Consider the following 13,822-nt stretch of genomic DNA (forward strand, 5'->3'; position numbering starts at 1 on the left):
GCCATTCTTCCGGGAATTGATTTTTAAATTTCTGATCGATTTTATGAGGATACATAAAGGCCCAGTCTTTTGCCGCATCCGGTCCCACAAGCCAATAACTGTCTTGATTGACCAAATGCGTATAGCTGATATTTTTACTGCGGGCTTTCTTGATTTCATCGATGATATATTGGCCAAGATAGTTTACAATGATGATACCCCGTTTGGTCTTGGTTTGATCAAATATTGGCGATCCAAAACGTATCATTGGTTTTAAGGGTAATTCCAGCTTATTCCCTTCGATATTTAAATCAAATTTTGATATATATATTTGTCCTTCATGTAATTTTAACGTCTCAGTAAAATAATATCGATTCTTTTTATTTTGCAGGGAGCCATTTCCAACTTTATATGCCTTCCCATTATTAAAATTAATTCTGATAATTTCATTTCCAGATATATCAATATAACGTAATTGATCATATTTCTTTTTAATATTAGAAAAAACTATCCACTCATTTTCTACATTACTTTTTGAACTTTTTTTATTAATAAAATTTTGAAAAACGGGGCTTTTACTTAAATAAATTAAATCAGAGGTAATTGATTCAAACTCTTTAACTATAAAAGTTTTTTGCATCGTTATATTAAAAGTTTCATCCTGCGCCAACATCATCCTGTTTTCAACTATATTATGTTCTTGATAAGCTGAATATAACAGTAAAAGCACTAAGAATATTATAATAAATATAACTGTCAGCGAAAAAGCAAAAAATAAGGAATTTTTTTCCATTTTAGGTCGCATATTCAGATCCCTTTCAATCTTCTTGTCGATCGTATTCACCAATCAACCATAATAACGGGAAGGCATAGAACCCTATTATCTGAAAATCCATCCTCTCACTCCGTCATATAATAGCATAATACATATATTTCAAAACAGCGGGTTAAGAAACATGCGGGATATACGGATCGGACCATGGATTTATGACATCGCATCTTGTGAAAAAAATATGTAATGCTATAATAATAACCGTTTCAGATTAAACTGCTTGATTTTCTGTTTTGCAGGTTTGTTCCGGCAGGACGGAAAGAAGTCGGGATGGATACCATCTGTCTGTCCGGTCAGTTCCGGACAGGGGGAAAGGGTCGCAGAAGGTTTTCCTTATCCAGCCTTTATGCCCTTTCACTGACCGAAAGGGGATTTTATTCTATCCTTACCTTTTCCTGCCCCTCTTCTTATTCGAGCAGCAAAAAAAGGAGGATGTCATAATGTACGATCCAAAACAGTTCCACGATTCGTCTTTTATTGACGACGCAGAGATATTGAGTTCGCTTGAGGAAGCAAAAGCCCTTGCCAAAGACAAAAAGGCCGTTCGTGCCTTACTGGAAAAAGCAAGGGAGTGCCATGGCCTGACACACAGAGAGGCGGCGGTCCTGCTCGAAATTACAGACAAAGAGCTTGAAGAAGAGCTATACGCCCTCGCGAAGGAGATCAAGGAGCGTATATACGGACGGCGTATAGTTTTGTTCGCGCCGCTGTACGTATCCAACTACTGCATAAACGACTGTGTATACTGCGGATTCCACAAAGGCAATACGCAAATGTGCAGAAAGAAACTCACTATGGAAGAGATCGACCAGGAGGCGGATGCGATCCTGGCGCTTGGGCACAAGAGGATCGCAATGGAGGCAGGGGAAGATCCTGTAAATATTCCTCTCGACTATATCATCGACTGCATGAAGCGCGTATATGCCTACAAAAACAGCCGGGGTGATTCAATTCGCCGTATAAATGTAAACATCGCAGCAACGACCGTTGAGGAATATAAACGCCTCAAGGCAGCTGACATCGGCACCTTCATCCTGTTTCAGGAGACGTTCCACAGGCCGACATACCAGAAGATGCACCCGAGAGGGCCGAAGAGCAATTACGACTGGCACACGACGGCGCTGCACAGGGCACAGGAAGGCGGCATAGATGATGTTGGGACCGGCGTCCTCTATGGACTTTACGATTACAAATATGAAGCAGTGGCTCAGCTCCTTCTTGCCGAACACCTTGAAAAGACGCTTGGCGTCGGGCCACACACTATTTCAGTCCCGCGCCTGCGTGAGGCAGAGGGTGTCGAACTTGAAAAATTCCCATATCTCACTACCGATGAGCAGTTTCTTCGTATCATTGCAGTAATAAGGGTAGCAACTCCTTACACCGGGATGATACTTTCGACCCGTGAAACGCCTGAAACGCGCCGCCGTGCACTTGATCTCGGGATATCACAGGTAAGTGCAGGCTCATGCACAGGCATAGGAGGCTACCACAAGGAAATCGGCCAACCTAAGCAGCCTGATACGGCCCAGTTCAAGGTGTCAGACGAAAGGACTCCGGACGAGGTGCTCACATGGCTCTGTGAGGACGGTTATATCCCAAGCTACTGTACTGCCTGCTACAGGCAGGGGCGCACGGGCGACCGTTTCATGTCCCTCGCCAAGTCGGGACAGATACGCAATATTTGCCAGCCGAACGCGATACTCACGTTCAAGGAATATTTGATAGGCTATGGATCAGACCACCTCAAGGAACTTGGGGAAAAAGTCATTGAAAAGGAAGTCGAATGCATACCCAACGAGAAAGCCAGGGAGCTTACAAAGGAACGTCTCAAGAAGCTGGAAGAGGGAGCGCAGGACTTATATTTCTAGGGGAACGTCTCTGCTGAAACAGCACGATCCGGATGGTCTTCAGATCATCAGGATTGTGCCGTTTCATGCCGTAACTTTGTAAAACAAAGGATCTGCCGTCTGGTGCAGCCTTTTACCTTTCGCTGACCCCGCGCAAAAACCAGAATATCGATGATGCCGCCAATGCCGCAGTGCGGTGGTCTTCGTCAAGAGGCGGCGATACCTCCATAATATCCAGATAGCGGATCTGCGAACTGCGTCCCGCAAGATATGCTATCTTGTCCAGTTCAGGGGCTTTCAATCCGCTCGGATTGCTGGCAGAGGCGCCGGGCGCCTCCGTGCTGCGCACCGCATCTATGTCGAGAGACAGTGCCACAGTGTGCCCTCTTCTCCCGACGATGCTAAGTGACTGAAGGAAAGATTCCATCACGCGCTCTGAGACCTCCCTCAGTGTAACAACAGTTGCGCCCTGTTCCCGGACCCAGTTATAGTAATATGGAGAGTTATACTGTTCCTGTATGCCAAATTCCACGAAGCTGCTGCCAAGCAGGGCCTTGTCCGGAAGCTGTGTCAAGGCGCGGTAAAAGGAAGTCCCGCTGTTGATGCCGTTTTCGTCTGTCCTGACGTCAAGATGAGAGTCTACGTTGATAAGCCCCAGTCCGTCTTTTTTAATGGAGGCCCCTTGAACTAGCCCGGCCACCCCAGGATATGTCAGGTCATGGCCGCCTCCTATCACTATCGGGATAGCACCATGCGAAACAATTTCGGACACCAGTTCCTGTGCCGCAAGGTGTACCTCTTCAAGAGTAAGTTCATTTGTGGAGAGGTTGCCAATATCTACGACCCTCAAACGGTCGAAATCCATGTTGAATCCAGGAGTAAGCCTGTACAGGCGCCGGCGTATTTCATCCGGTCCCTTCGCTGCGCCGGCACGGCCTTTATTTGCCAATATACCGCGATCTTCGGGTATGCCGACTATTACTATGTCCGCTTTACGGAGATTATCGATTTTAGCCCGATGTATAAGTTCCCCGAGCCTGCGGTCTTTAGGATCGTTTCGGCTGTAAAACAGATCCCTGTCCGCCTTGTTCAGAATAAAGGCCATCATATACCCCTCCTGCAAAAATTTTTTTCTTATGCGGAAATTTTAGTCATACAGTACAAACAGTTAAAGGCATTTTTGCTGTATTGATAAAATCGACCCTTTATAGGACATTGACTTTCTTTGCAGTATGCCGATCCATCTCTTGATGCTTGCATTTTGACGGTGGATCGCCTGATCGACTGTACTTGGATGGATAATTTCATGCCTGTTGGTGAGACGATATTATGGTCAAAGAAGGCCGTAGCCGAGTCAGGGAATAAGCTTTTTGTGTCGGATATATGATGGCATCCAAGAGGATCTTCATGTTTTCTTCAGTACTTTCTGAAGTGTTTACACAGATGTCGGGAGCGGCTCCAGGATGAAAAATTTCCTCTTGATCTATCAGGATACATACGTATTCGGCAAGGGGCCTCTGGGAATGGACAAAATAACCGTCCGGGCGCAATATTATAAAATCAAATAACAGCAAAGAAGAGGGACATAATAAATGGGTGGGGACTCTTTTATGAATCTATGCTTCTTTCATGAAAATATTTATTGACGCTTCCTGCAGGCACATTGAAAAGAGTTTCCCAGTATCCTTCCTTGCCCTTTATTCCCCAATGAACGTTTCTGTCATACTCTCCAAACTCCTTGGCCGTACCTTCTCTCAGTATCTTAATTTGGTTCAGATGTTCCTGCCAGAATATTTTTTCCCATTTAAGAACTGGAGCAAGGTCATGTCTTGGAAAATCATAAAGGCGCTCCCGCATCTTTACCAAAGTTGTCACTATCTGTTTGTTAGGGCATCTGTCAAGTATCAGGGTATGAAATTCCTGGTTTTTTTCATAGCAGAGAGAGACATCGCCTTTCTCCAGGCGGGTTTGTACGTCGCTGACAATAGCTGTGAGCTTGTCTATGCAATATTTGCGTGCCGTGCCAAACGCAAGCTCGTAGGCCATTCCCTCTAGAGCTGCCCCGATTTCCTGAACCTCCATTATTTCTTCAAAAGTTAGATAACGCACAATGACGCCCTTGCACGGGATTATGGTAACGAGCCCTTCTGATTCAAGCTGTATCATACAGTCTCTGAAAGGAGTCCTGCTTATTCCGAGTTCTTCAGACAGTTCTTTCTGATTGATCATATCTCCGCGCTTGAGTTCTCCGGCGTTGATTTTTTGTTTTATATAGTCATAAAGTTGTTTTCTTAAGGATTCATTTTGAAAAAAAGACATAGCGATATCTTCCCCCACGCTTGTAAAAATCATTGAATAAGTATAACATAACGTGAAGTCATTACTTACACGTAGCATGTAACATGCAAGTAGTACAATATGGGTTGCAAAATTGCCGGTTAGAGGGAGGGTGGACACGGCTGGCTCCAGAAAAATCAGATGAGTGATGAAACAGCGAAAAATTACTATATGACGAGGATAATGAAAGGAGTGTTTCTTTATGTCTCAGGAGAAAGAGAAAAAAAATATTCGTTATGAAATATTTGTTCCATCCTTTATTATCATTGGCGGCGCAGCGTTGCTGGGATTCTTTAACAACAAAATGCTTACGAGCATCGCTTCGGCCACATTCGATTGGTCTCTTACGAGTTTCGGCTGGCTGTATCAGCTTATTTCCGTAGTTGCTATTATTCTGGTCGGCGTAATCACCTTCTCGAAGATCGGTTCTATCCGTATCGGAGGAAAAGATGCAAAACCTGAATTCTCGTTCCTTTCGTGGTTTGCGATGGCACTTACCGGGGTTATTGCAACAGGCATTATCACTTATGGTGTAAATGAGCCCATTATTTATCTCGGGAATATTTACGGAGAGACGGCGAAACTTGGCCTAAAACCCGGAGATCCAGAATTGGTATGGTTCTCTATAGGACGCTGTTTCTATAACTGGACGTTTTTCCCTTACGCCATGTACTGTATTTCAGGCATCCTGGCAGCATACCTATATTTTAATAAAAAGAAACCGTTGACAGTAACTGCAACACTAGAGCCGCTTTTTGGCAGCAGGATCCATTCTTTTACATGGCTGATTGACAATCTTTCTCTTCTCGCAATAGTCCTGGGACTGGCATCCTCCCTTGGTGCAGGGCTTGCCCTGATTGGCTCAGGTGCGGAAGTAGCCTGGGGAATAAAGCAGAGCCCAATGGTATGGCTCATAATAGCCGGAATTACAACGGCCCTTTTTACCGTAGCTTCTTATCTTGGACTGGACAAAGGGATCAAGCGCCTGGCTGATTTAAACTCAAAAATATTCTTTGTCCTTCTGTTCTTTTTGATCATAATGGGACCGACTCTTTATATCCTGAGGACCAGTGTTGCAAGTCTTGGCTACTGGCTGCAGAATTTCTGGGTTTGGGCCTTCGACCCCGGTGACATCGGCGGTGACGCGCTTGTAAAATGGTGGACACTTTATGATTGGGCAATTTGGATAGCCTACGCTCCGCTGATGGGGCTTTTCCTTGCCATGATCTCATATGGCCGGACTATTCGCCAATTTATGATAGTCAACTGGATTCTTCCTTGTGTATTTGGTCTTTTATGGTTCGGCGTGTGGGGAAGCACCGCTATTTCATGGCAGCTTGAAGGCCGTTTGGATCTGATAGGAGCTATTACTGCCAGCGGCGCTGTAGCAGGTCTTTGGGTTTTCCTTAAAGCATTTCCTTTGGGAACGATCCTTGTCCCGGTAGTAATGCTGACTCTCATGCTATCCTTTGCGACAGCGGCAGATGTGATGACAACTACGATTGCATCTATCTGCACAAAGGATCTTAAACACGGGGAAGAACCGCCGGCATGGCAGAAAATCCTCTGGGGACTATCGATAGGAGCCATTGCTTTCTTTATGGTTGCATTTGCAGGCGGGGAACAAGGGGTTGACGGAGTCAAATTTCTTGCAGCCGCCGGTGGGGCCATGGTTCTCTTTATATTTGTGCTGCAGGTAATTTCTACATTTAAGGTGTTTTTCTATGATAAAAACTCGGATTAATTTTTTTGCATGAAGGAGAGTATATATACAATGAACAGAGCCAGCAGTATCAAAGAAGTATGTCTCGGCGGGGAAGTCCGTCTTTGTGAACTTATCGCCGTTGCACGCTATGGGGCCAAAGTGTCTTTCAACGATACTTATAAGAAACGTGTCATGGAATGCAGGAAGCTTGTTGAGAATTTAGTAAAGGAAAACCGCCGCATTTATGGCGTCACTACAGGTTTGGGAGATAACGTAAAACGTGTTATTCCTGAAAAAGATGCCATTAAATATCAGGAGAATATGATACTTACACACTGCACGAATGTTGGCGAACCCCTGGACAGGGAAGCTGTCCGTGCAATCATATTTGTGATGCTTCTGAACATGGGGAGCGGTTATTCAGGAGTCAGATTGGAAATACTTGAACATCTTGCTGAATTCCTTAATAAAAATATTATCCCGTGGACACCCGCACATGGTTCTGTCGGATACTTAGGTGCAGAGGCGCATATAGCGATGGTTCTCCTTGGCAAGGGACGTGCCTATTATAACGGAGAACTTCTTGACGGTGCCGAAGCACTTAAATGCGCTGGCACAACTGCAATTAATCCGAGCTATAAAGAAGGGTTATCCCTAATCAGCGGAGGTACGTCAGCTACGGCTCTTGCTGCTCTTGCAGCCTATGACGCAGCGAATCTTACCGCAACTGCAGACGTTGTCGCCTCTTGTACATTAGAGGCTCTTGGAGGTAACCTGACCGCTTTTGACGAAAGGATCATGGGTGTCAAGCATCAGCCCGAACAATGGATATCGGCTCAGCATGTAAATAAAATCCTTAAAGACAGCGCGGTTATCAAGGAATTCGGGGGACAGAACCTACAGGATGCGCTGAGCCTGAGGTGTATACCTCAGGCTCACGGAGCTGTTCGCAAAACAGTCTCTGATGCGCTTAGAGCCGTAGAGAACGAGCTGAATTCATGTGATGACAACCCGATAATCCATCCTTCCGGCGAAGCATTAAGCGGATGTAACTGTGACGCTGGTTTTATCGGTATTGAATCAGATTCTATATGTATAGCAATGGGATATCTCGCAAAGATATCTGAACGCCGGACAGACAGGATGCTGAACGAGCATGTCAGTGGACTGCCGCCGTTCCTTGTTGCATCTGCAGGTGAGAACAGCGGCTATATGATACTTCAGTATTCATCAGCGGCTTTGCTTGGAGAGCTCAGGGTCCTGGCTCACCCTGCATCTGTAGATTCTGTGCCTACCTGTGCATTCCAGGAAGATTATGTAAGCATGGGGTACAATGCGGCATTAAAAGCAAGACAGGTTGTCAGGCTTGCTGAATATATACTTGGAAATGAGCTGCTTACGGCAGCTCAGGCTGCGGAACTCAGAATACATAAGGAGTGTCTCCTTTCAAGCGTTACTGCTGCCGTAAATAAAGCTGTCAGGGAAAAAGCTCCGTTTATGGAGAATGATCACTATATATCCCCTGATATGGAATGGGCAATGGAACTGGTCCACTCCGGGAGAGTAAGGGCTATTGCCGAGGAACAGATAGGACTGATGTCCTAATAATTTAGACCTGCGATCTTTGATCAGTAAACTGCGTAACGCCCCGTTGAAAAACAGGGCGTTACGTTTTCTATATATATACGTATAGCGATGTGTATATGTATCTAAATTGTTGGTACAGGGATAAAAGGCTTGCGGCTGTATATTAAGGCCGCATAATGTCTCTGATAATAAGCCCGTCTTTTACGGAAGATGAATAATTATAATGAGATTCATCAGTGTGATCACAGACCACCGTGTTTTTTTGCCTGTATGTGCTGTAAAATATTCAGATCGGATAAACCGATGAAAGTGAGGTTAATGCGGATGAAGGAAGTAACGATGTTTATGTTCGAAGGGTGTCCACATTGCCGTAAGGCGAAAGAGATGATGGACGCGCTTTTTGCGGAGAAACCGGAATATGCCGAGGTCCCGTTGACTGTAATAGACGAAAAACGGCAGCCTGAAGTTGCGGATAAGTATGATTATTTTTACGTGCCGACTTTTTTTGTCGGCGAAGAGAAGATCCATGAAGGAATACCCACAAAAGAGGCTATAGAACATGTTTTCAAAAAAGCATATAACGGGTAAAGAGGTTGATCTTGAATGGCAATGAGTCGGGTTGATTCCTTGGAGATACTAAAACTTGTAGGTAATACTCCGCTTTACAGACTGAAAAAGGATACCGGCGGAGCGGAAGTCTGGGTTAAGCTGGAAGGCAATAACCCCGGAGGCTCGATAAAGGACAGGGCAGCATGGGGTATGCTGAAGCGCGCCGAGGACGAAGGGCTGTTGCGCGAGGGGGCTGTCATTGTTGAACCAACGAGCGGCAACACGGGGATAGGACTTGCATTACTGGGGCGGGCTCTCGGTTTGCGCGTGGTGCTTACGATGCCGGGATCAATGTCCGTTGAGCGCCGCACTATACTGAAGGCGTTCGGCGCAGAGCTTGTCCTTACCCCGGCAGAGGAGGGCATGAAGGGCGCCTTTGATGCCGCCAATGCTATTTTGGAGAAAGAAAAAAATGCAATTATGCTCGATCAGTTCTCAAACCCCGGCAATCCGTGGGCACACGAGATGACCACCGGACCCGAGATACTTGCGCAGATACCCAAGGACAGGAAACTTGCCGCATTCGTCGCGAGCTTCGGGACAGGAGGAACGATAAGCGGCATTGGCAAAGCATTGCGTAAAGAGTGGCCAGATGTAGAGGTAATAGCGCTTGAACCGGCGTCGAGCCCGCTCATAACGGAGGGCCGTTCTGGCCCGCACAAGATACAGGGCATAGGAGCCAACTTCGTGCCTTCCAATCTGGACAGGAGTGTAGTGTCGCGTTTCATGACGGTCAAAGATGAGGATGCGCTTGATACAGCTAAATGGCTTGCTGCTGAAGAAGGTATCTTCAGTGGGATATCAGCGGGTGCCAATGTATGGTCCGCAATAGAGACAGCGAAAAATCTTCCTGCGGACAGCATTGTTGTTACAGTGCAGCCGGACAGGGGAGACAAATATCTGAGTGTCTTTTCTGCCTGATAAGCTCGATTGAAACCATCCTAAGAATTATGTAACCCTCCTGAAAGGCGCAAAATAGAGAGCTCTGATCAGGAGGTTTTATTATGGCAAGAAGAAATCGTGATCCTGAACGAGAAGCAAAGCATGAAAAGATCAGCAATCATCTTCAGGAGCTCAAAGTAAATCCAATGGAGGATATTCAGGACTCTGTCGCTATTGTTTAATATTGCCCGGACGATTCTGTCGGTGGAATAATACTTACAGACAGTGGATGGATTTTCTGTGCCGATGCCGGTCTGGAATGATTTCAAGAAATATGCGATCAGTCATTCATTGCAATATTCCAGATCATAGTTGGATGGCCTCATTGCAGTTTTTTTTACGACATTCCGGGCAGTAGCCATATATATCCAGCCTATGTCCCGCAATTGAATAATTTGTGCTTTTCTCAAGAGATTTTTCATATGCCTCCAGTGGACAATTATCAATGGCTATAATTTTTCTGCATCCGAGGCAAACGAGATAATGCCTGTGCATGATACGTTTATATTCGAATAAAGCCTTAGTATCACCTACTATATACAACTTTGTTATTATACCTTTGTTTGCAAGTGTCTCAAGGATCCTGTAAACTGTAGACAGATTTACAGAGAGGTCCCTTTGTTTCAATTCCACAAATACCTGCTCTGCAGAAATCGGTCCGTCGTGATGTTCCAGAAAATCCAATACAGCAGTTCGTTGTTTTGTGTTTTTCAGACCGCTCTGTTTTAATTCGTTATCATGTTCCATTCCATTTGCCATATCCGGCATTCCCCCATAGGAATCTTTTTGCAGCGCTAAATTATATTTATTCATTTTTGATATGTTTCAGTTCAATATAAGTAGTATATCCTAATTTTCCGTTCACGCGGTCAGTTAGCATAAGTTTATTTATTTGGATAAACTGTCATAAATCCTTGACAGGTTTTCCTTCATGCGTTCCATATATGTTTTATTGTCCTCACTGCTTTCGATCGTATAAATTGTTTCTATTTTTGCGCCGACTTCATCTGCCAGTGTCTGGGAAACTTCGGGGCTGGCCATATTTTCGGCGAAAATAGTTGTTACATTATTTCTTCTGCAATATTTTACAAGTTCAGTCAATTGTTTCGCACTTGGCTCACCTTCCGCAAAAACATCTTCAACGCTGTTTTGATCCAAGCCAAAATCCCTGCATAGATAAGCGAATGCTGCGTGCCCTGTTACGAAATTTTTCCTATGAACAGATTTGAACTTTCTGCTATATTCGTTATAAAGGTTTTCCAGCTGAAAAACAAAATCCTTACAGTTTTTTTCATAATAGTCACTGCCAGATGGATCCACCTTAATCAGGGCATCTTTAATATTTTTTACTTCAATCTCCGCAGCCTTTGGGCTCAGCCAGATATGTGGGTCGTATTGCCCGTGTTCTTCGATTTCTTCCGGATCACTGTTTGTGATCGGTTCTACCCCACTTGACGCTTCAACAGATACAAGGTTCTTATTTTTTGCAGCTTTGACCGCATCATTAGCCCAAGTTTCCATTCCAAATCCGTTATATATAAAAATATGAGCCGTGCTTAACGTAACAAGATCCTGTGCCTTAGGTTCAAAGTCATGCGGCGCCACTCCGTCCGGTATGATGGTAAAAATTTCGACTTTGTCCTTTCCAACAGCTTCAACAAACTCCTTCATCGCGTTGAAAGTCACAGAAACTTTGATCTTATTTTCCCCTGTTTCATTTGCCTGCTCTCTGTTTCTGTACGCCGAAAAGCTCATAACAGCAACCACGCATAATACAAAAGCAAGCAGATATGATACTAAAACTTTCCGTTTCCCTGTCATCGTTTATCTGCCCTTCTGTCTCTATTTTTTAAATGCTTGCAAATGCATTGTATTTGCATTTATAATTGATACTAATTCTTCAAATATATCTTGTCAAGTATGAAAAATTTCTTTGTGTTTGATTTATACTTGCTGTGCAGCGGGTGGGAAGGTGATTATTTATGATAAAAGCAGAAAACTTATTTTTTTCATATGGAAATTCATCTCCATATATACTGAACGGAATAAACTTGGAAATACTTGACGGTGAATATGTCTCAGTGGTCGGTGAAAATGGTTGTGGGAAAAGCACCCTTATGAGGCTGATATTAAAATTCATAAAACCAACAAGCGGAACAATTCTCTGTCAGGCAAAGAAAATCGGGTATGTCCCGCAAAAAAACGACTTTTCAAATTCAAATTTTCCAATCACAGTTTATGAAATGTTGAATTCTTATCGGAGACTTTTAAAGATCAAAAACCAAAATGTCGTTATGGAAAACCTAGAGCTAGTTGGAATGGCCGGCTTCACTGATTCTCTTATTGGAACGCTTTCCGCCGGACAAAGCCAAAAAATAATGATTGTAAGGGCCTTGATGGGCGACCCTGATTTACTGATTCTGGACGAACCCTCCACGGGAGTGGACATCGGCAGTCAAAAAGAGATTTACGGGTTTCTTAAAAAATTAAACAAAGAAAACGGTATTACGATTGTTTCTGTAGAACACAATCTGGATGCCGCTATTTTCAATTCAACGCTGATTTACCATTTAACAGGTGGACAGGGGCATCTTTGTTCTCCTAAAAAATATGCTGACGAGTATTTAAAAAAGGACGATAAAATTGCTTAATTACAGTTTTATGCAAAACGCTTTTTTTGTTTCAATATTTATTTCCATTTTATGCCCGTGCATTGGTATTTTTTTAGTTCTCCGCCGCTATTCGATGATAGGAGACACATTGTCTCATGCCTCGCTGGCAGGCATAACGATCGGATTGCTTTTTAATCAGAGCCCCGTGCTCGGCGCGTTTATCTTCACTTCGATCTGCGGTGTTTTGATTGAATTTCTAAGGATCTATTTCAAGAAATATACAGATTTAATTCTGACAATCGTGCTTTCTCTAAGCGTAGGAACAGCTATTACAATCATAAGTTCCGGGAGACTTCACGCAAATGCAGATTCATTTATGTTCGGCAGTATCCTTACTGTAACAAAATTAGACATGATAACGGTACTTATACTGAGTATCCTCTCAGTCCTGACATTAATTTTTCTATATGATCAGATGCTATATATCGCATATGACGAGGAAGCTGCCCGAATAGCCGGAGTAAAAGTCGGGTTTATAAATTATGTTTTTTCCATTCTTGTAGCTTCCGCGATATCTGTATCCATAAGAATAGTCGGAGTGCTTGTACTCAGTTCAATGATTGCCCTGCCGGTTGCCACCGCCTTACAGCTGGGGAAGGGATTTAAGCTTACATTGATATTTTCCGTTGTTTTCAGTGTAATAGATATTATGCTTGGGCTATTTATTTCATATTATATCAATGTTGCTCCCGGCGGATTCACTGCTCTTGTTTCTGTTGCCATCCTTGTTTTGGTTATAATAGCAAAGAAAATATATACTTTAATATATCATAGAGGCTGATATGATATTTATGTTGCTGCATGAAAGGGTGCGGGCATCAAGCTGGACTCAAATTTATGAAAAGAGTATAATGTTCCTCTGGTCGGGTCTTAAAAGTTTAAAATAAACAACACTGATCGTTCTGACATTAGAATCGATCAGAAATGTCAGTCACAAATATCGATCGGAGGGGAAAAACATGGCGTGTTTGCTTGTACCTTTGGGAGAGGTCATTATAACTACCATTGTGCAGAAGGTTGTGGAGAAAAAGGAGCGGAAGGCTGAATTTGAAGGAGCTTCACAAACAGGATTAAGCTGGAGCCGCAAATTGAGCTGGCTGAATAGATTATTATGGGGCGGAGTCCTGCTGTTGGCATTTGAACATTTATGGCACGGAGAATTTGTCCCCTGGCAGCCTTTTTTAACGGCAATGAACAACCCGGCTGACATAGGCCCGATGTTTCACGAGATCGCAACAGTCGGCACAGGGATGGCAATATTTGTAACTATTGTATGGTTGATGATGGTCTCTATTGCAGATCAAAAAGCTAA

The 13,822-nt window shown here is 43.9% G+C and carries 13 protein-coding genes; 8 read left to right on the forward strand and 5 right to left on the reverse strand.

The genetic code is table 11. The annotated features are described in order from the left end of the window. Positions 1 to 784, reverse strand: a 784-nt coding sequence (locus LLF78_07980; GenBank protein MCE5202432.1) for a hypothetical protein, incomplete at its 3' end; no start/stop codon positions are given. 467 nt (positions 785 to 1,251) lie between these two features. On the opposite strand from LLF78_07980, the gene hydG reads away from it, so the two are divergent. Continuing rightward, positions 1,252 to 2,679 carry a [FeFe] hydrogenase H-cluster radical SAM maturase HydG gene (hydG, locus tag LLF78_07985; GenBank protein MCE5202433.1) on the forward strand — a complete coding sequence of 476 codons (1,428 nt, stop codon included), beginning with the start codon at positions 1,252 to 1,254 and terminating at the stop codon, positions 2,677 to 2,679. 112 nt (positions 2,680 to 2,791) lie between these two features. Here hydG and LLF78_07990 read toward each other — a convergent pair whose 3' ends face one another. Continuing rightward, positions 2,792 to 3,763 carry a formimidoylglutamase gene (locus LLF78_07990; GenBank protein MCE5202434.1) on the reverse strand — a complete coding sequence of 324 codons (972 nt, stop codon included), beginning with the start codon at positions 3,761 to 3,763 and terminating at the stop codon, positions 2,792 to 2,794. A gap of 503 nt (positions 3,764 to 4,266) precedes the next feature. Then, positions 4,267 to 4,977 carry a GntR family transcriptional regulator gene (locus LLF78_07995; GenBank protein ID MCE5202435.1) on the reverse strand — a complete coding sequence of 237 codons (711 nt, stop codon included), beginning with the start codon at positions 4,975 to 4,977 and terminating at the stop codon, positions 4,267 to 4,269. Between the two features lie 220 nt (positions 4,978 to 5,197). On the opposite strand from LLF78_07995, the gene LLF78_08000 reads away from it, so the two are divergent. The 4 genes from LLF78_08000 (at position 5,198) to cysK (ending at position 9,817) form a co-directional block, all read left to right on the forward strand. Continuing rightward, the gene (locus LLF78_08000) at positions 5,198 to 6,739 is read left to right on the forward strand and encodes a BCCT family transporter (GenBank protein MCE5202436.1); all 1,542 of its coding nucleotides are present in this window, start codon (positions 5,198 to 5,200) and stop codon (positions 6,737 to 6,739) included. A gap of 30 nt (positions 6,740 to 6,769) precedes the next feature. Beyond that, entirely contained in the window at positions 6,770 to 8,305 is a 1,536-nt protein-coding gene (locus LLF78_08005; GenBank protein ID MCE5202437.1) for an aromatic amino acid ammonia-lyase, read from the forward strand. Positions 8,306 to 8,611: 306 nt separating this feature from the next. After that, entirely contained in the window at positions 8,612 to 8,875 is a 264-nt protein-coding gene (locus LLF78_08010) for a glutaredoxin (protein MCE5202438.1), read from the forward strand. A 21-nt stretch (positions 8,876 to 8,896) separates the two neighbouring features. Beyond that, positions 8,897 to 9,817 carry a cysteine synthase A gene (gene cysK, locus LLF78_08015; protein MCE5202439.1) on the forward strand — a complete coding sequence of 307 codons (921 nt, stop codon included), beginning with the start codon at positions 8,897 to 8,899 and terminating at the stop codon, positions 9,815 to 9,817. Between the two features lie 327 nt (positions 9,818 to 10,144). Here cysK and LLF78_08020 read toward each other — a convergent pair whose 3' ends face one another. Beyond that, positions 10,145 to 10,597: a transcriptional repressor gene (locus tag LLF78_08020; GenBank protein MCE5202440.1), complete on the reverse strand. Its 453-nt coding sequence runs from the start codon at positions 10,595 to 10,597 to the stop codon at positions 10,145 to 10,147. 129 nt (positions 10,598 to 10,726) lie between these two features. Further along, on the reverse strand, positions 10,727 to 11,593 hold the full coding sequence (locus tag LLF78_08025; GenBank protein MCE5202441.1) for a metal ABC transporter substrate-binding protein: 867 nt from the start codon (positions 11,591 to 11,593) through the stop codon (positions 10,727 to 10,729). 227 nt (positions 11,594 to 11,820) lie between these two features. On the opposite strand from LLF78_08025, the gene LLF78_08030 reads away from it, so the two are divergent. The 3 genes from LLF78_08030 to LLF78_08040 all read left to right on the forward strand — a co-directional run. Further along, the gene (locus LLF78_08030) at positions 11,821 to 12,489 is read left to right on the forward strand and encodes a metal ABC transporter ATP-binding protein (GenBank protein MCE5202442.1); all 669 of its coding nucleotides are present in this window, start codon (positions 11,821 to 11,823) and stop codon (positions 12,487 to 12,489) included. Positions 12,490 to 12,499: 10 nt separating this feature from the next. Next, positions 12,500 to 13,291, forward strand: a complete 792-nt coding sequence (locus tag LLF78_08035) for a metal ABC transporter permease (GenBank protein MCE5202443.1) — start codon at positions 12,500 to 12,502, stop codon at positions 13,289 to 13,291. A 178-nt stretch (positions 13,292 to 13,469) separates the two neighbouring features. Continuing rightward, the coding region (locus LLF78_08040) for a hypothetical protein (GenBank protein ID MCE5202444.1) at positions 13,470 to 13,822 on the forward strand (353 nt) is incomplete at its 3' end.

The organism is Synergistaceae bacterium (assembly GCA_021372895.1).
In the GTDB taxonomy this organism is placed as follows: domain Bacteria; phylum Synergistota; class Synergistia; order Synergistales; family Synergistaceae; genus JAJFTP01.

What these genes read in the sequence shown, in the direction of transcription:
- LLF78_07995 (MCE5202435.1), bottom strand. Translation starts at nt 4,977, where the DNA reads ATGTCTTTTTTTCAAAATGAATCCTTAAGAAAACAACTTTATGACTAT.
- LLF78_08025 (MCE5202441.1), bottom strand. Translation starts at nt 11,593, where the DNA reads ATGAGCTTTTCGGCGTACAGAAACAGAGAGCAGGCAAATGAAACAGGG.
- LLF78_08030 (MCE5202442.1), top strand. Translation starts at nt 11,821, where the DNA reads ATGATAAAAGCAGAAAACTTATTTTTTTCATATGGAAATTCATCTCCA.
- hydG (MCE5202433.1), top strand. Translation starts at nt 1,252, where the DNA reads ATGTACGATCCAAAACAGTTCCACGATTCGTCTTTTATTGACGACGCA.
- LLF78_08010 (MCE5202438.1), top strand. Translation starts at nt 8,612, where the DNA reads ATGAAGGAAGTAACGATGTTTATGTTCGAAGGGTGTCCACATTGCCGT.
- LLF78_07990 (MCE5202434.1), bottom strand. Translation starts at nt 3,763, where the DNA reads ATGGCCTTTATTCTGAACAAGGCGGACAGGGATCTGTTTTACAGCCGA.
- LLF78_08020 (MCE5202440.1), bottom strand. Translation starts at nt 10,597, where the DNA reads ATGGCAAATGGAATGGAACATGATAACGAATTAAAACAGAGCGGTCTG.
- LLF78_08005 (MCE5202437.1), top strand. Translation starts at nt 6,770, where the DNA reads ATGAACAGAGCCAGCAGTATCAAAGAAGTATGTCTCGGCGGGGAAGTC.
- LLF78_08000 (MCE5202436.1), top strand. Translation starts at nt 5,198, where the DNA reads ATGTCTCAGGAGAAAGAGAAAAAAAATATTCGTTATGAAATATTTGTT.
- cysK (MCE5202439.1), top strand. Translation starts at nt 8,897, where the DNA reads ATGAGTCGGGTTGATTCCTTGGAGATACTAAAACTTGTAGGTAATACT.
- LLF78_08035 (MCE5202443.1), top strand. Translation starts at nt 12,500, where the DNA reads ATGCAAAACGCTTTTTTTGTTTCAATATTTATTTCCATTTTATGCCCG.